The sequence below is a fragment of the Pseudoalteromonas luteoviolacea genome, from assembly GCF_001750165.1.
Lineage (GTDB): Bacteria > Pseudomonadota > Gammaproteobacteria > Enterobacterales > Alteromonadaceae > Pseudoalteromonas > Pseudoalteromonas luteoviolacea_G.
The window spans coordinates 3,099,548-3,115,545 of sequence record NZ_CP015411.1 but is presented as its reverse complement, the minus strand read 5'-3'; the positions used below and the strand labels follow the sequence as shown (position 1 = coordinate 3,115,545).

The 15,998-nt window shown below is 40.3% G+C and carries 19 protein-coding genes; 15 read left to right on the top strand and 4 right to left on the bottom strand.

The window, feature by feature from the left end; all coding sequences use genetic code 11:
• Positions 1-16: 16 nt before the first annotated feature.
• From S4054249_RS13295 to S4054249_RS13285, 3 genes are all read right to left on the bottom strand, one after another.
• Positions 17-1,759 carry a carbamoyltransferase family protein gene (locus S4054249_RS13295; protein WP_046356720.1) on the bottom strand — a complete coding sequence of 581 codons (1,743 nt, stop codon included), beginning with the start codon at positions 1,757-1,759 and terminating at the stop codon, positions 17-19.
• Positions 1,760-1,836: 77 nt separating this feature from the next.
• Positions 1,837-2,949, bottom strand: coding sequence for an ACP S-malonyltransferase (fabD, locus tag S4054249_RS13290; protein ID WP_046356719.1), 1,113 nt, complete (start codon positions 2,947-2,949; stop codon positions 1,837-1,839).
• Between the two features lie 14 nt (positions 2,950-2,963).
• Complete coding sequence (locus S4054249_RS13285; protein ID WP_080928379.1) at positions 2,964-4,451, bottom strand: PfaD family polyunsaturated fatty acid/polyketide biosynthesis protein; 1,488 nt, start codon at positions 4,449-4,451, stop codon at positions 2,964-2,966.
• Positions 4,452-4,722: 271 nt separating this feature from the next.
• On the opposite strand from S4054249_RS13285, the gene S4054249_RS13280 reads away from it, so the two are divergent.
• Positions 4,723-5,235 carry a M23 family metallopeptidase gene (locus S4054249_RS13280; protein WP_046356733.1) on the top strand — a complete coding sequence of 171 codons (513 nt, stop codon included), beginning with the start codon at positions 4,723-4,725 and terminating at the stop codon, positions 5,233-5,235.
• 1 nt (position 5,236) lies between these two features.
• Here S4054249_RS13280 and S4054249_RS13275 read toward each other — a convergent pair whose 3' ends face one another.
• Complete coding sequence (locus S4054249_RS13275) at positions 5,237-6,235, bottom strand: integron integrase (protein ID WP_046356718.1); 999 nt, start codon at positions 6,233-6,235, stop codon at positions 5,237-5,239.
• Positions 6,236-6,484: 249 nt separating this feature from the next.
• On the opposite strand from S4054249_RS13275, the gene S4054249_RS13270 reads away from it, so the two are divergent.
• The 14 genes from S4054249_RS13270 to S4054249_RS13190 all read left to right on the top strand — a co-directional run bounded on the left by S4054249_RS13270 (position 6,485) and on the right by S4054249_RS13190 (position 15,929).
• Complete coding sequence (locus tag S4054249_RS13270; protein ID WP_046356717.1) at positions 6,485-6,997, top strand: hypothetical protein; 513 nt, start codon at positions 6,485-6,487, stop codon at positions 6,995-6,997.
• Between the two features lie 911 nt (positions 6,998-7,908).
• Positions 7,909-8,349, top strand: coding sequence for a hypothetical protein (locus S4054249_RS26600; protein ID WP_046356714.1), 441 nt, complete (start codon positions 7,909-7,911; stop codon positions 8,347-8,349).
• Between the two features lie 141 nt (positions 8,350-8,490).
• The gene (locus S4054249_RS13250) at positions 8,491-9,051 is read left to right on the top strand and encodes a suppressor of fused domain protein (RefSeq protein WP_046356713.1); all 561 of its coding nucleotides are present in this window, start codon (positions 8,491-8,493) and stop codon (positions 9,049-9,051) included.
• 143 nt (positions 9,052-9,194) lie between these two features.
• The gene (locus S4054249_RS13245; protein ID WP_046356712.1) at positions 9,195-9,785 is read left to right on the top strand and encodes a hypothetical protein; all 591 of its coding nucleotides are present in this window, start codon (positions 9,195-9,197) and stop codon (positions 9,783-9,785) included.
• 529 nt (positions 9,786-10,314) lie between these two features.
• Positions 10,315-10,941 carry a hypothetical protein gene (locus S4054249_RS13235; protein ID WP_046358665.1) on the top strand — a complete coding sequence of 209 codons (627 nt, stop codon included), beginning with the start codon at positions 10,315-10,317 and terminating at the stop codon, positions 10,939-10,941.
• Positions 10,942-11,067: 126 nt separating this feature from the next.
• The gene (locus S4054249_RS13230) at positions 11,068-11,388 is read left to right on the top strand and encodes a hypothetical protein (protein ID WP_046358668.1); all 321 of its coding nucleotides are present in this window, start codon (positions 11,068-11,070) and stop codon (positions 11,386-11,388) included.
• Positions 11,389-11,497: 109 nt separating this feature from the next.
• Positions 11,498-12,031: a hypothetical protein gene (locus S4054249_RS13225; protein WP_046358667.1), complete on the top strand. Its 534-nt coding sequence runs from the start codon at positions 11,498-11,500 to the stop codon at positions 12,029-12,031.
• A 128-nt stretch (positions 12,032-12,159) separates the two neighbouring features.
• A complete protein-coding gene (locus S4054249_RS13220) occupies positions 12,160-12,603 on the top strand; it encodes a hypothetical protein (protein WP_046358666.1) in 444 nt (147 codons plus the stop codon).
• A gap of 100 nt (positions 12,604-12,703) precedes the next feature.
• Positions 12,704-13,330 (top strand): hypothetical protein, encoded by a 627-nt coding sequence (locus S4054249_RS13215; RefSeq protein ID WP_046358665.1) that lies wholly within the window; start codon positions 12,704-12,706, stop codon positions 13,328-13,330.
• Between the two features lie 109 nt (positions 13,331-13,439).
• Positions 13,440-13,775 (top strand): hypothetical protein, encoded by a 336-nt coding sequence (locus S4054249_RS13210; RefSeq protein WP_046354378.1) that lies wholly within the window; start codon positions 13,440-13,442, stop codon positions 13,773-13,775.
• Positions 13,776-13,894: 119 nt separating this feature from the next.
• The gene (locus S4054249_RS13205; RefSeq protein WP_046354377.1) at positions 13,895-14,284 is read left to right on the top strand and encodes a hypothetical protein; all 390 of its coding nucleotides are present in this window, start codon (positions 13,895-13,897) and stop codon (positions 14,282-14,284) included.
• Between the two features lie 104 nt (positions 14,285-14,388).
• Entirely contained in the window at positions 14,389-15,057 is a 669-nt protein-coding gene (locus S4054249_RS13200) for a hypothetical protein (protein ID WP_046354376.1), read from the top strand.
• Positions 15,058-15,169: 112 nt separating this feature from the next.
• Positions 15,170-15,538 (top strand): hypothetical protein, encoded by a 369-nt coding sequence (locus S4054249_RS13195; protein WP_046354375.1) that lies wholly within the window; start codon positions 15,170-15,172, stop codon positions 15,536-15,538.
• 85 nt (positions 15,539-15,623) lie between these two features.
• Positions 15,624-15,929: a hypothetical protein gene (locus tag S4054249_RS13190; protein WP_046354374.1), complete on the top strand. Its 306-nt coding sequence runs from the start codon at positions 15,624-15,626 to the stop codon at positions 15,927-15,929.
• Positions 15,930-15,998: the final 69 nt, after the last annotated feature.

The following is a 15,998-nucleotide window of genomic DNA, read 5'->3' as shown; positions in this document are numbered from 1 at the left end:
TTTAGGGCGCTTACTGTTAGCTCTTTTCGTAAATGGTGTTGTTAATCACCAACACGTCGATGCCTGACATCAGGAACACCGCGAGCATGTCTTCAACAGAATGCACAATGGGTTTACCCATAATGTTGAAGCTGGTGTTTAGTAGTACAGGCACGCCTGTGATCTCTTTAAAGCTACTGATCAAGTTGTAGTAGGGTTCGTTCCACTCTTTTTTCACTGACTGCAAACGACCTGTGTTGTCGACGTGCACAACCGCAGGCACCTTGTCTCGTACTTCTTCTCTAAAGACCAAAGTACGCTCCATGTAAGGTGATTCTTGGTAGTTTTCAAAATACTCATCGCCGTGATCGTGCAAGATAGACGGTGCAAACGGTCTGAACTCTTCGCGGAACTTAACGCGGGCATTGATGGTGTCTTTCATATCTGGCAAACAAGGGTTTGCGAGGATTGAGCGGTTACCTAAAGAGCGCGGACCAAATTCGGCGCGACCTTGTGCCCAACCGATGATTTTGCCTTGCGCTAAAAACTCTGCGGTCTTTTTGTAGACCTCATCGCCATAATCTGTGGCTTTTAAGTGGCCATATTGCGCCAGCTTTTGCAGCGACTTTTCTTTAACTGTCGAGCCTGTGTATGGCGATTGCACGGTTTTACTTGGCTGCCAACTTGGGTTGTCTTGCTGGTAACTTAAAAACGCAGCGCCAATGGCATTGCCATCATCAGCAGGAGCTGAAGGCACAAAGATGTTGTCAAATTTGGAGCGCTCAAGGGCGGTGCCCATGAATGAGGAGTTTAGTGAACAGCCACCTGAAATACATAGGTTTTTAGACGGCGCATACTCGTATGCAGCGTTGATTAAATCCATGAAGATCTCACCAAATACCAACTGACCGGTATAAGCAAAGTCTTTATAGCGTTCAACCGACTCACCTGGCTCTCTTGCCATGCTTTTGATTTCTTTCATGATGGCATTAAGGTTTTTCGGAACAGCAAAGTTACCGTTTTTAACCTGCAAAGATGAGCGCAGTAAATCATAGACCTTTTGGTCTTTTTTACCGTACGGGGCAAGGCCCATCACTTTCCACTCTTCACCTTTGAGCGGGTCAAAGCCGAGGTTTTCACAAATGATGGTGTAGAACAAACCCAAGCTCTTAAATGAGCGTTTTACCTTGATTGGCGCAGGTTTAATCTTGCCATGTTTGTAGGTGTAATAGGCAATACTGCTTTTTTCGCCCATGCCATCTACCACGATACAGGTCGCGTCATCATATGGGCTGTTAAAACACGCATTGGCCGCGTGGGTTAAATGGTGGTCGTGATAGCGTACATCTGTTGGTTTTTTGGTTCTGTAGTTACCAACGATAAAATTACGGCAACCTGCTTCAAAAAAGCGCGATAGGGTTCTGCCAGCCGCCGCTTGAGAGGCGCGAGCAAAGTAGAACTGATCTTTAATATCACGGGTGTTAACGTCAATATTAAATGAGAAAGTTTCTAAAATACTTAAAACCACATTTTCTAAAATATTGGTGCTTTTTTCGCGGCCTTTACTCCATGTTTTAGCAATCACAAGCTCAGTGCAATCGGCGCAGTGCGTTTTTAGTACTTCTTCAATGAAGTAAGGGTTGTCTGGCAAGCAGTATAGGCCACGTTTGTAGCCTAAAAAGCGCTCTGCGTCTTCGGCAAAAATGAGTTCGCCTTTTGCGTTAACGATTGCAATTGCAGGGTCGTGAAATGAGGTGGCTAAGCCAATGTAATATTTCATCGCTGTGGTCCAATATTATGGTTAAGTTTTATTCTGTTGATGGCCTTGCTTGGGCCAGTGACTGTATTCATGTGAATTTAAGCCGTTGCGGGTATGCGCGCGTGCTGCTGGGCAGGGCGTAAATCAGTTAAATGGAAGTATCCGCCGAAACCGTGCAAATAAAGTGTAGGGCGGTGGCCAAACTGTAGAGTGGCTTGAGTACGGGTCTTATAGGGGGTTGTTTGCCCTTTAATAAGCACCTCGGTACCCACTGGGTACGTGTTATTCCAGTGTGCAACCTGCTGCTGTGGCGTAACACCTGCTGGATTATTTGAGGGTGTTTTTACCGCACTTGACTGCACTGGCATCACAAACTGTTTTTCAATGGTTTGCACTAATTTAGTGAGCACCTTTTTTGGCCCAAGCTCTACAAAGTCCATATCACCTTGTGAGAGCAAATATTCAACGCTTTTAGTCCACTGCACAGGCTGGGTAATTTGCGCTATTAAGTGCTGAGCGATATCTGCATGGTGATAAGGCTGTGCTGTGACGTTAGCAATGACAGGTGTTTGCAGCGTTTTAAACTCAAAGCCTTGAATAAATTCAGCAAACTCAGTTTGCGCAGGGGCCATATAGCGAGAATGAAATGCGCCACTGGTATTAAGTTTGATAAAGCGACCACCTAGCTGCTCTATAAAAGCTTGGCTTTGGTTAATGTCTTCAGCAAGCCCCGAGATCACGATTTGGTCTGGCGTATTCAAATTGGCAATATCAATGGTGTTTAAGTTGTTCTCTGCCAATGCGTTATGTAAATCAGACTCACTGACATTCAGCACAGCGGCCATGGCGCCGGGGGCTGCTTTGCTCATGAGCTCACCGCGCTTTTGTACCAGCTTTAACCCAGTTTCAAAACTGATTGCACCTGCGGCGAATAACGCTGCGTATTCCCCCAGACTGTGACCTGCTAAATAGTCCGCAGACCCTTGTTGTTTTTGCTGTTGTAAAAAGGCGAGGGCACTGACGACATAAAGCGCAGGCTGAGTAAATTGAGTGTGATTAAGCTGCTTGTTGGGATCTGCTAAGCACAGCTCGCTGATTGAATAGCCAAGTAAGTCACTGGCTTGCTCAACATACGCAGGAAACTCAGCAAAAAGCTGTTTGCCCATACCGACGTATTGTGAACCTTGTCCCGGAAATATGTATGTTTTCATATCTACTCCGTTTTTTATTTGTAAGCGAGGTTAGCTGCCAGCAGTTGTTGCACCTTGGCACTCATCAATTCAGCGGTGCCTTGCATCAGTTTGTCGGCAATTTTGTCAACGTGACGGTTTTGCCATGGTTCAAGCTCTGTGCCTTTGACCCATTGATTAAATGCACCTAGGGCAGGGCCAGTGTGCACTTGAAAGTTCACCCGCATTTGCTCATTGCCGCTAAAGGCCAGCTTCATGCTGTGGGCAAAGTACCAGCGAAACACGCGGGCCATTTTATATTTGTCGTCTTTTTCGGCGCGCTCAACATCATGTGGGCGCTTAGATGCAAGCAAGTAGTCTTTGGTTTGTTGCCATATTTCGTCAAAGCTCATGTTGAAGTACTTGTCTTGTAACTGTGCTTGTATTCTTTGCGGTAGGGCGTCGAGCGAATCATATTGGTGATAAAGCTGAAACAATTTGTTGGCACGCGCCGCAAAAAAACTGCCTTTTTTTAGCACCTGCACCTTGGCGCCGGATTCAAACATATCGCCAGCGGGCGCATACTCAGTGTCTTGCACATTGATGTGTTGCAGCATGTGTTTGACGGTATCGGATGTACCCGCTTCGACGGTGCATTGGTTGATAGAGCCCGTGAGAATAAAGTCTGCGCCCATCATGAAAGCGGCTGCGGCCGCACTTGGCGTGCCAATGCCGCCACCAAGCCCAATTCGCGGTGCGTGCAAAAAGCCAAACTCCGCGACTTTTTGGTCTCTTAAGCTTTGAATAGCGGGCAGTAAAACAGCGGGCTGCCCTCTGTCTGTATGGCCGCCAGAGTCAGCCTCGACACAGATGTCGTCACACATAAAAATGGACTGACTTAATTTAGCTTGCTCAGCCGTGATTTTGTGATCATCAAGCAGTTGTTGGACTATTTGCTGAGGTGCGGGGCTTAAAAAGCCATTGGCGACTTCTGGGCGAGAGAGTTTGGCAATCAGTTTATTGCGCGAGCGCACAACACCTTGCTCATCTTGGTATAGGCCCTGTAAGCGATACAGTGCCAGTGCGGGTGTAATGCGAATAAACGCGGCGGCTTCAATACACTTTATCCCATGTTGGAGATAGAGCTCTACGGTGGCAAGCTCGGTATCAGGCGAGTCTAAATTTGCCACTAGATTCATCCCATACGCTTGCCCATGTGTGAGTTTGCTTTGAATATGAACTATGTCTTGTTCAATGTCTTTTAGCTGCCTGCCGCCTGTGCCTAAAAAGCCCATCACGCCTGCGTTTGCAAGTGCGATGACCAACTCCTTAGAAGCAATACCACGATACATGCCGCCTGCTAAGTAAGCATACTTGAGACCATAGTCCTTGCGAAAATTGGCACAGCCAAGGTTGTTTGGCGAAATATTGGCTAAGTCGAGGCTGTTTGTGCATTGAGTACTTTGTTGGTTTTTGTTGTTATGTTTTTGTTCACAAACGACACCAACTAACTGGAAGTTTTCATGACCTATAGCGTGCTGCATACCATTTCCAAGCGGGATCATCTTAGTTATAACGCATGGTGGTACATAATTATGAACGCAAAATGGAGGAATAAATTTTATTTTTATAATACTAGTTTATTAGTTTGTATTTTAATCAGCGCGTTATTCAGCACTTTTTAAGGGGTTTTAGTATTTAATCTACTTTTAAAGGCTGGTTTGTCACTAAGTTATGTTTTTTCGTGCATTTTATGCAACTAAATTATTCTGTTTTCGATGTGGGTTGGTAGGCAAAAATTTTAAGGATGGCTGTGTGAGGTATCTAAAGTATTTACTCTTTGTTGTGACTTTCATCATTTTAATCGGTTTGTTACTGCCTGAGAAATTACACATACCGGTTCGTGGTGCCAGTGTTCATGATTGGCATCAAGAGACTTTTTGGTATGCACCGTGGGGGAGTTCGGGCGTGCACAAAGGTATCGATATTTTTGGGAAAAAAGGCACTGATGTACTGTCGGCATCCGACGGTGTTGTTTTATATTCAGGGCAGTTCAGCAAAGGCGGTAAAGTGGTGATTGTGCTCGGCCCTAAATGGCGGGTTCATTATTATGCGCACCTAGAGAGTGTAATAACTTTTGCTGGTCAGTGGTTAAGTTCAGGGCAACCCATTGGGTCTTTGGGCGATACAGGCAACGCTAAAGGCAAGCCTGCCCATGTGCATTATTCTATCTTGTCTCTTATCCCGCTACCTTGGCTTGTAACATTTGAAATCCAAGGCTGGAAAAAGATGTTTTATTTAGATCCAAGTAAGGTTTTGGTGGAGTGAGCTATTTTACTTTGCCAAAGGGCGTTATTTGATCTGTGGCAATTTTACTCAAAGGGCTTGTTACTCCTTGCGCGCCTTGTTGGATAACATGAGTATATATTTGTGTTGTTCTAACATCTGTATGTCCAAGTTGAGCTTGCACAGTTCGGATATCTGCACCATTTTGGAGTAGGTGAGTGGCAAAAGAATGCCTAAGTGTATGTGGAGTGACAGGTTTTGTGATCTGGCCCCTTGTTGCTGACGTTTTTACCGCTCTTTGAATTTGCCGTGGATCCAAATGGTGACGGCGAAGTTGTTGTGTTTCAGGGTCGGTACTCAATTTATGAGAGGGGAGTAAATAATGCCAACCAAGTTGTTTGTTTGCGCTTTTATATTTATCTCTGAGTTTGTGTGGCAACCAGACCCCAGCATATTGCTTGTTTTGAATATCTCTTTGTAAATATGCACCGACGACTTTGATTTGTTGATGTAGTGGCTCTATGAGGTGTGCTGCAAGTGTAACCACTCGGCTTTTTCCTCCTTTACTCTGCCATATACGAATACAATGGTAATCAAAGTCAATATCCTGTACTCGTAACCTCAGTACTTCCATCAGCCTTAAACCACTGCCATAAAGCAAAGATACTGCTAGTAAATGTTGATGAGGGCAGTGTGTTAGTAGTGCTGCGATTTCCCGTTCGGTCAGTACAACAGGTAGCTTTTGTTGGCGGTGACTTTTATTAAACTTAAGCGATAGACCAAGTGGTTGTTTGATGATCTCTTTATACATATACACAAGTGCATTGAGTGCCTGAGCTTGTGTATTTGCAGCCACATTTTGTTGGTTGGCTAGGTGACTTAAAAACTGTTCTACCGCTTCCTCACCAAGTGTTTTGGGGTGCAATAAATTATGAAATCGAATAAAGGCAGTTATCCAATAGAGATAACATGAAATAGTACTTTTGGCATATCTTTGCGTAGTCATATGTGCCTGAATCATGGATAAAAATGGTGATTTCATAACCAGTTCCATTTTAATTTATTTATATGTATATATATACAGTATTTGGTGTTTGTCAAATATCACTGTTATACGACAAGTGACGTACTTTAACCATTTCTAACTTGGTGACATCTGCTTAACTTATTGTTATGGTTGAGGGTATTAAAGTGCGTATCTGAAAAGCTGTTGTTATGCGGCAGACATTGCGCTGTTGTTATGCGACATTTGTCGTAGATAAAAATGTTAAGTGCTAATGGAGTCTAGCCAATGAATCGTTTTACAAGTTCTATCAGGCAGTCAATAGAGACAAAAGATTGGTATGGTGCCTTGATGACGGCTTTGACATTGCCTGATATCTGCGGAAAGCTTGAAACTCCAGATGTAGGATCTAAAGCACGTTCCGTTCGCTGGTTAAAAGTTTGGATTGAACCTCTTTACACCAAACAGGTCGGCGCTGATAGGCAAGAACATGTATTTCTATCAGCTGAAGATTGTTATTCCTTACGCTGTAGTTTCCTTCATGAAGGGGCTTCCAATATCGAAGAACAGAGGGCAAGAAAAGCTCTTGAAGATTTCCACTTTATTACGCCTCTTCCTGGGATGCATATTCATTGCAACCAGTCAGGTAATGCGTTGCAGCTTCAAGTTGATGTGTTCTGCAATGAAGTGGCAGATGCAGTCGATAAATGGGCTGAGTCAGTGTTATCAAATGAAGAGGTGCAACAGCGTATGAAATCACTAATCGTTATTCATGACTCGTCTGCCGGTGTTAGGTTCTAAATGCACTTAACAAGTCAATCAACTTCGCGCCTTCGGCGCCGGACGCAGCAAAGCTGCGCCGGTTATTGAAGCGTTAGAGCTACCTAAGGAACCGAGTGTATTTTGAGTGAAGAGGAAAAAATTGAATTTAAATATGGTGAACCGCTAAATACAATTTTGTTTTTGATCATATTGATATTAGTAAGTGCTGTTAGCTTATTTCTCTACTTTCAAATTACGGAGCCTAGTGAAAGCTCTTTTTTGTACGGTTTAAATCAGTTTTATCAATTAGGTGTTCTTTTTGTAGTTTTGTTGGCGTTCATTTTATTAATTGCTCGCCCATTAATTCGATTAATACTAATTAAAACAAATAATAAGTAGCTCTAACAAGTGCCTAAACCAAAGGGCGCAAAACAGCAGGCTTGCGCTCCTTCGTCGCTAATTTTAGCCTGCTATTTTTCGCCGGTTAGGCAAGCGTTAAGTGCCTATGAAGTTTTGTGTCACATTATTGAACGCTACAGTATGCTTATTTTGGACATGCATACATAAACCAGGTGGTTCATTAGATTACGAGTTGGTAATCAAACCATCTCCATCTCTATTGTTAAGCATTGGCGGTGGTGAGGAAGGAAATTACAAACGAAGAATGGAGAGAGGTGAGTTTCCTAATTGGTTGACCAACAATAATTATAAAGTTATTGCTCATGGTAGTTTTGAGTCAAAGACTCAATATTGGGAGTACATTCGATGGGCTTTAATTTCATTTGTTTTTATAGGTTGGTTAGTAGTGTTACTGTCAGCTTTTCAAAGAGTGCTAAAGGCACTTAACAAGCAATTAAACAGGGATTAAAAACAGTGGGCTTTTCGCTTCGCTCAATTTTAGCCCACTTATTTTAACCCGTTAATCGAGCGTTAGGCATCAGGAGGGAAATATGGATAAAGACGTACCGATTTTCCATTTATTTCAAACATTAGAGAATATAAATGACTTTGAGTTAACGATACTCAAATGTCATTTGCTTGTTGAAGAAGCATTGACAGAGCTACTTGCTAATAAATCTGAATCACCAAAATACATACTGGAAGCTAGGCTTACATTTGCCAATAAATTACAAATATCTAGGGCTTTGGCTGACACTTCATGTGAGCCTTGGGTGTGGGCTGCGATTTCAATGTTAAACAAGACTCGCAATCGATTGGCGCATAATTTGACTTCAAGTGAAGTTGAAGCAGATGTTGCAAAGTTTGTATTATTTATACAAAACAATCAGCTTATGTGGCCAGCTGATATACTCGATGTAAGAAACAGGGATTTCTTTTGGGCTGTATTTGTGGTGTTTAAAGAGATTAGATCTGTAGTAGGAGTTGAGTAAAGATGCCTAACAAACAGTTCAAGCAGACCAAAAACGCGTGGCATTTTTAGCTTGCGGTGAGTTTTGTGTTTAAGGTAGTTTACAGAACCAGTGTTTGTGCGTTTTTGGCTACTTAACTGGGCGTTATGCATCAAGGATATTATGAAGTCTACTAAAAAAAAGATTATTAAACATTACGCTGATTTCTTTGAAGGTCATGATTTCGAGATATTGTCTTGGGATCTTGGGCCAATTAAGAAAATTTTACCCGATTTTCAGGTTGTCAGGTTTGCACCTGGCCCTCAAATTAATATGTGGGTTTATTGCTCAGTAGGCGCATCAAATATTACACACAGTGATTCAGCTCTTCACGAGTTTGTTGTCGTATCACCGTTCGAGTCAAATCGTCTAGTTGAAATGCTGGCAATGGTAACTTACTACCATTCGAATCATAGTTTGGGATTTGGCCATACCTTGCCTATTGGTGAGCCTTGGCTTGAGGGTTCTAACTGTGAAAACTGGCTAGTTTCATTGCCATATCCATTTGGAGAGGACTTGGAAATAATGCCTCTAAATAGTTCCCACGCTCACGTAGCTTGGTTACTTCCTATAACTGACGACGAACGCAATTTCAAAATCAAGCACGATCTAGATTCGCTCGAACAAAAATTTGATGACGCAGAGCTTAAATACTGGGAAGTAAAGCGATCTTCGGTAGTGTAAATGCATAACAAACAATTTAAGCAGACCCTCAACGCGTGTCATTTTCAGTTTGCAGGCTGTTCAGTGTTTATGGTGCTATGCAGAAGCAATCGTTGTGCGTTTCGGGCTACTTAATCGAGCGTTAGCTATTTCAAGGAGTATCGGTGTTGAATTGGGAATCTATAGGAATTTTTAGTGGAATTGTTGCCGCAGCTACATGGTACATTAAACACTTAATATCTACTTCTTCAAAAGCACAACTGATTCAATTTCAAGAACATGAAAAATCTCAAAATGCAAAAATATTAGAGGTTTTAAAATCTGATTTGGGACTTCAATCTGAATTGAAAAAAATAAGATACTCTTCAATTTACGAAAGAAAAGTTAATGCTTTATTGGATGTTTACGCTTGCTTACAAGAATATGAAGCATCTATTGGTAAAATATCAGAAGATGTAATCGATCATAGCGCTAACCATTTTCTTCAGCTTTACCCTGTATACCTTGCAAAAAAAGATGAGCTGAGTACAAAATTTTGGAATAACGCAGCATTATTCGATGATGATGTTGTTTCTCAATATCAAGAGTATCGCCGTAATGTAATAATGGACTACGATTCAGTATATAAGGCAATGAGCAAAAATTTAACTAAAATAGATTCATACTTTTCAAGGCTGCCCGAATTAGAGTTTGAAACGGGAAAATTTTCGAGCAATATAAAATATAAAGTAAAAACGGTGCTAAACAATAGCTAACAAGCGCCTCAACAAAGGACGTAAACAGCTTGGCTGCGTCACTTCGTTCCTAATTTTAGCCAAGCCTTTTACGCCTGTTAGGCGGGCGTTATATGCCTAAAGGAATTGTCGAGTAATTATGGAACGCCTTACTATCAGCAAAGCTGTACTTTCCATATCCAAGGTAGTTATACCGATTATTTGCACTTTCATAATATGGGTTGGTGCTTTGTCATTTGCATTTGTGGAACAATTTGAATTAGATGTTGAGAAAGCGACTGTGTTCTTTCTTATAGCGTGTTACTTTGCCTATTCTTATGGCTACAAAGAATGGTATGTTGAAACTAATCGTAAATTGCTTTTTATTCTAATCCAAGGTCTGCCAGTCACATTAGCTTTGCTTTTTGGTATTAGTAACTTCGTCGGCATATAACAAAGCAATTAAAAACGGACATCTAAAGGTTGGCTGGTGTTTCGTTCCTCAACAAGTTTAGCCAACCTTTATCTGACCGCTTATTGCGGCGTTATGTTTACAGAAGAATAAGAGTATATGAAAAATATATTTATTTTAATTTTAACCGTACTTGTTTTAACGGGTTGTGCTTCAACAAATATCAAAGGTAATTATTCTTTAAACTCTCAGTCAGGAAAGGGAGTGCTAATTTCTTCAATTAGTGTACAAGGTAGCTACTCTGGATATTCAGTTTACTTTCAAGGTATTGATAATGAGAACAAAGGATACATTGAATTTGGTGCAGGTACAGCTTTATTGCCCATTTTTCCTGAGGGCGATTTTTCACATTTAGATCGTAAAGGGGAAGTATTTGCTGTCGAATTACCTGCTGGAAAGTATAAAGTATGGCGTTGGGGAGTTGCGAGTGGTTATGCCTTTATTAAGCCAGCGTTGCCCATGTCAATTGAATTCGAAATCATAGCTGGTAAGGCTACCTATATTGGAAATTTCGACTTTATCCAAACAGATAGTTTTGGCTTGACTGTTACTGGAGTTAAGGTCAATTATTCAGACCAGTTTAAAATCGATACGGGAATTATAATTAATAAATACCCCAACATCGAATTTTCGCAAATAGGGAAAAGCATCGTTGACAATGCTAAATATATAGCCATAGGTGGTAACTCTAATACAAATTGGGATATACCTATTGTGGTAATGTAAACATAACAAGGCAAATTAAAAAATGCGGACAAAAAACAGTTGGCTTTGTTCGTGCCTCACAAATTATAGCCAACTATTTTTAGCCGTTTATTTGCGGCGTTATAAGGCTCAAAGGATTCGGTGCTAATGAAATATTGGATTGTTCTTTTAATAACTCTATTGCTAGGCACTAATGCCTTTTGGGTATTATCGGTTATTGATGACGCAGTGACGTGTTCATATTCAGATGCAAGCTTTGATACAACTTTAAAAATGTACAATCAAACAATCATATTAGCTAACCTAGACCTAAAGGGGAAAACAGCTGAGCAAGCAATCTCTCTTATTGGAAAAGACGTATATGGTTTAGCACCATTTATTAAAGACGGCTGCGTAAATGCAGGGATGGTATGTGTCCAGCTAAATGAAAATAATATTGTTACTGGGTTTGGTGATACAGCCTTATAACAAAGCAAATTAAAGTGCGGACAAAAAACAGTGGGCTTTGTTCGTACCTCACAAATTATAGCCCACTATTTTTAGCCGTTTATTTGCGGCGTTAGGCATCAAGGAAAGTATGGACGATAACATTAAGATCGGAGATTGGGTCAGAAGCTATGGTTCAGGAATATGGAGAGTTCACCGAATTCTAGAACTCAATGATTTTGATATTCAAAGTCAAACTAACAAACCTAGAACTGTCATTTTCTCTTCACGCTTTGTAAACGACTCTTATAAGCGCTCCTTTTCAACAGAAAGCTGTGATTCGGCATTTGTTTATCATTTGGATTCAAATGAAAAAGAAGAATTGGATGCGTTTATGGGAAGCAACCCTGAGCTTGTTGCAAAGTTTGATGCTTACAAGCCTAAGAGCATAGACGCAGTTTACAACGCCAACGTAAATATACCCGCATCAGGGAGTCAGGCTGACTTGGAGGAAGCACTATCTTCGTTCCAAGAATTAAACTTAGAACAGTTATATAACCAGCTAATTGAATCTAAAATTGGCTCAAGTGTTGCGAAGGGGTGGACAGCTCAATTTGTATCAAGTAATCATGAGTGCCTTAATGGCAAATTGTTATATAGCTTTTCAAAGGTATTGGCATTTTGATGCCTAACAAAGCAAATTAAAAGTGCGGACAAAAACCAGTTGGCTTTGTTCGTGCCTCACAAATTTTAGCCAACTAATTTTTGCCGTTTATTTGCGGCGTTATACGTCCATCAAGTACGGAGAACCAAATGGGAACTAATACAATTTTAATCTTGAGCATCTTGCTAGCACTCCTCGGTCTAATAGTCGTAGGTGGAGTTGTTTGGTTTGGGTTTGTAATTACACGCTCTCCAAGAAAAGATCGCGAGTTTATGGGGCACCCCATGTTGGAAGAGTTGTTTTATTATTGGGCAAAACGCGGTTCTGGATATTATGATGAAATTCCACGCTTGGCACACGATTCGTATACTGAATATTTACAACGCAGAAATGAGTTTTGGACAGCTTATGGTCAAGTACTGCTTGCGGTTCTCATAGTTATTGTTTTGGCAATATTATTAATAACCAAGACAATTTCAGCCGAAGCAGGGCTGCCAATTTTATCGGGTATATCCGGTTTTGCCATAGCCAAAGGCGTCTCGGCAGCAAAATCAAATACTACCCCTCAACCACGTCGCCCAAATGAAGGGTAACGTATAACAAGTTACTCCACCGGAAAACCAAAAGCGCCGCTTCGCTATGCTTTTGTTTTCCGGTGAGTAAAGCGTTATGTTTACAGAAGAATAAGAGTATATGAAAAATATATTTATTTTAATTTTAACCGTACTTGTTTTAACGGGTTGTGCTTCAACAAATATCAAAGGTAATTATTCTTTAAACTCTCAGTCAGGAAAGGGAGTGCTAATTTCTTCAATTAGTGTACAAGGTAGCTACTCTGGATATTCAGTTTACTTTCAAGGTATTGATAATGAGAACAAAGGATACATTGAATTTGGTGCAGGTACAGCTTTATTGCCCATTTTTCCTGAGGGCGATTTTTCACATTTAGATCGTAAAGGGGAAGTATTTGCTGTCGAATTACCTGCTGGAAAGTATAAAGTATGGCGTTGGGGAGTTGCGAGTGGTTATGCCTTTATTAAGCCAGCGTTGCCCATGTCAATTGAATTCGAAATCATAGCTGGTAAGGCTACCTATATTGGAAATTTCGACTTTATCCAAACAGATAGTTTTGGCTTGACTGTTACTGGAGTTAAGGTCAATTATTCAGACCAGTTTAAAATCGATACGGGAATTATAATTAATAAATACCCCAACATCGAATTTTCGCAAATAGGGAAAAGCATCGTTGACAATGCTAAATATATAGCCATAGGTGGTAACTCTAATACAAATTGGGATATACCTATTGTGGTAATGTAAACATAACAAGGCAAATTAAAAAATGCGGACAAAAAACAGTTGGCTTTGTTCGTGCCTCACAAATTATAGCCAACTATTTTTAGCCGTTTATTTGCGGCGTTAGGAAACCATGAGAGCTTTGAGCAAAATTTTATTTTCCCTGCTTTTTACCTATCTATCGCTATTGCTGTTAGTTGTAAGCTGGGAATATTACATGCTCGGAATTATAGAGCAGCCAAAAATGATTGAAGAATACAGGTTTGGTTCTGAAGCAATGGTATCAAATGGCGGAATGAAATATAAAACACACCAAGCATATGTTGAGCATAGCTTGAAGTTTGTACTCATTACACTAACATCTATTTTAGCAGGGTTGTCAGTTCTAAAATTGGCAAAAAAGAACAGAGTTTGGAAAGCTAATGCAATATATGCGTTATCAATTGTGGCTCTGTTTATGTCAGCGTAATTGGTTACCTAACAAGAGAATGAAGGTGATAAAAACTAGCTTGTCATTTTTAGTTGCAAACGACGCAATAAAACTGCCAAACTGTTTTCACACATTATTCAGGCGTTAGGTTTACTAGTTTGAATATAGTTATCAAAGGATTAAGAAATGCAATCCTTACAGGTTGGGGGTTGTCTTTTGCATATTTGTGGTATTTAGCAGACTTTAATGTGCTTTTTTCTCACTTGCTTTACGCTTCAGTACTAGGTGGTTTAGTAAGTGCATCAGCGTTAATCTTTTATATGCTGCCTATACACCTTTGGTTGAGCCGTAACGAACTAGTTGGTTTACATTACTATTTAATGGTCGGCCTAGTTCCTTCTATTATATTTGTATTTATACCTTCTTTTACGGATGCAACGGGTAGGTTAATTATTGAATCAATAATAACTTATGCAGTTTTCGGTGTTACTTTAACAACGGTGTTCTGGTTTTCTGTATGTTATCGTAAACCTAACAAAACAAATTAAAAGAGCGGACAAAAAAACAGTTGGCTTTGTTCGTACCTCACAAATTATAGCCAACTATTTTTTGCCGTTTATTTGCGGCGTTATGTAAAAAGGATTAATCAAGCTTGGAGCACTTAAAAGATTCATTAAATAAAACTTTAAAGAGCACTGATCTTCATGGTGTTACTGCTGGGTTAGCTGAAGTTGCCTTAGATTCTCTACTTGAGAAAGGTGTTCTTAAGGACATTCCAATAATTGGCTCAATTTTAGGGTTAGGAAAAGCAGCTGTAACAATTAAAGATCAGTTGTTTTTAAAAAAACTTATTACTTTTTTATCTGAAACTTCAACAGTAGATGTCGAAAAACGGAATGAAGTTATCTCCAAGATTGAATCTAGTGGGAAATATAGAGTTTCAGTTGGAGAAAAACTTCTCTATATTATTGACCGCTGCGATGACTTTGAAAAAGCAGAGTTAGTTTCAAAGGTTTTTTCTGCTTTTCTTAATAATAAGATGACATATGACCAATTCTTACGGTGTACGGTTGCTATTGATAAAGTGTTTTTAACCGACCTTTACGAATTTATCAACTCTGAATGGGATTCCATTGATATTGCAGACGAACCTAATTTATTAAATACAGGTTTAGTTGGTGTGCTTGGTCCTGAAGTTACAGTTGAAGATCAGTGGGACCATAAGGCTGGCAATAAATATATTGTGGAGGGAGCCGATTTCTTAATATTTGTTAGTGATATTGGTTGGCTCATTCGTGAAACACTTGCCACTAAACGGTGATTTTTTACATAACAAGCTGTTAAACAAGGACAAAAAACAGTTGGCTTTTGCTCCTTCGTCGCTAATTTTAGCCAACTATTTTATTGCCTGTTAACAGGGCGTTAGGTATCAAATGAACTGGAAGATTATAGAGGAAGTACCAAGAGAATTTGCTGACGAATCATACAGTTTGAAGGCGGAATGCGATTGTACAGAAGGAACTATTGTTCTAGAAATCGTATGGGCGCAAATCATGTATGCCTTGACGGCTGATTTGATTAGAATAAACGAAGAACCGGAATTAATTTATGATTGCATGGTGTTTTGTGAAGATCGTATTGAAAAGTATGGACATCAGGTTATGCGAATTACGGATAAGTCACCTTTTAGCACTCTGCTCCGCTTAAGTTCTATGCAAAAAGATGGTGTTTTAAATCACTATTTAAGTGAAAGGTATGGTGTAACTTTTAGAACTGAGTTACCCCGACAGGTTAATACCTAACAAGCCACTACAACTGACCGCTGAAAGCTGTCACAATTCTTGTTCCAAAAATACCGCCAGCAGCGGCAGTTGAGTGGAGCGTTATATGGCTAGAGAAATGCACAAGTATTATTTTTACCATTGGGACGAATCAACAGGTGACAAGTTAGATCACTGGGGAACTTCTGATTGGTATTTTGAAGTCGGCGAAGATGAATACGTTTCAAAAGTAATCCAAGTTTTCGCCTCGGGCAATGCGTTGTTCTACAGCGAAACACATATAGAAGATGAGTATGGATTTTTGTCGGAAGGTAAGTTCGAATTAATTGGTGAAGAAAAAGAAATATCAAAAGCTGAATTTGAGAAAATACTAAATAATACAAAATTCACAAATGTAGTAGGCGCCATATAACAATGCCGTTAAACCAAGGACACAAAACAGCAGGCTGTGCTCCTTCGTCGCAAATTTTAGCCTGCTATT

Coding starts and splice junctions, on each gene's coding strand:
- S4054249_RS13295 (WP_046356720.1), bottom strand. CDS start 1,759: ATGAAATATTACATTGGCTTAGCCACCTCATTTCACGACCCTGCAATT.
- fabD (WP_046356719.1), bottom strand. CDS start 2,949: ATGAAAACATACATATTTCCGGGACAAGGTTCACAATACGTCGGTATG.
- S4054249_RS13285 (WP_080928379.1), bottom strand. CDS start 4,451: ATGCAGCACGCTATAGGTCATGAAAACTTCCAGTTAGTTGGTGTCGTT.
- S4054249_RS13275 (WP_046356718.1), bottom strand. CDS start 6,235: ATGAAATCACCATTTTTATCCATGATTCAGGCACATATGACTACGCAA.
- S4054249_RS13270 (WP_046356717.1), top strand. CDS start 6,485: ATGAATCGTTTTACAAGTTCTATCAGGCAGTCAATAGAGACAAAAGAT.
- S4054249_RS26600 (WP_046356714.1), top strand. CDS start 7,909: ATGGATAAAGACGTACCGATTTTCCATTTATTTCAAACATTAGAGAAT.
- S4054249_RS13250 (WP_046356713.1), top strand. CDS start 8,491: ATGAAGTCTACTAAAAAAAAGATTATTAAACATTACGCTGATTTCTTT.
- S4054249_RS13235 (WP_046358665.1), top strand. CDS start 10,315: ATGAAAAATATATTTATTTTAATTTTAACCGTACTTGTTTTAACGGGT.
- S4054249_RS13230 (WP_046358668.1), top strand. CDS start 11,068: ATGAAATATTGGATTGTTCTTTTAATAACTCTATTGCTAGGCACTAAT.
- S4054249_RS13225 (WP_046358667.1), top strand. CDS start 11,498: ATGGACGATAACATTAAGATCGGAGATTGGGTCAGAAGCTATGGTTCA.
- S4054249_RS13220 (WP_046358666.1), top strand. CDS start 12,160: ATGGGAACTAATACAATTTTAATCTTGAGCATCTTGCTAGCACTCCTC.
- S4054249_RS13215 (WP_046358665.1), top strand. CDS start 12,704: ATGAAAAATATATTTATTTTAATTTTAACCGTACTTGTTTTAACGGGT.
- S4054249_RS13210 (WP_046354378.1), top strand. CDS start 13,440: ATGAGAGCTTTGAGCAAAATTTTATTTTCCCTGCTTTTTACCTATCTA.
- S4054249_RS13195 (WP_046354375.1), top strand. CDS start 15,170: ATGAACTGGAAGATTATAGAGGAAGTACCAAGAGAATTTGCTGACGAA.
- S4054249_RS13190 (WP_046354374.1), top strand. CDS start 15,624: ATGGCTAGAGAAATGCACAAGTATTATTTTTACCATTGGGACGAATCA.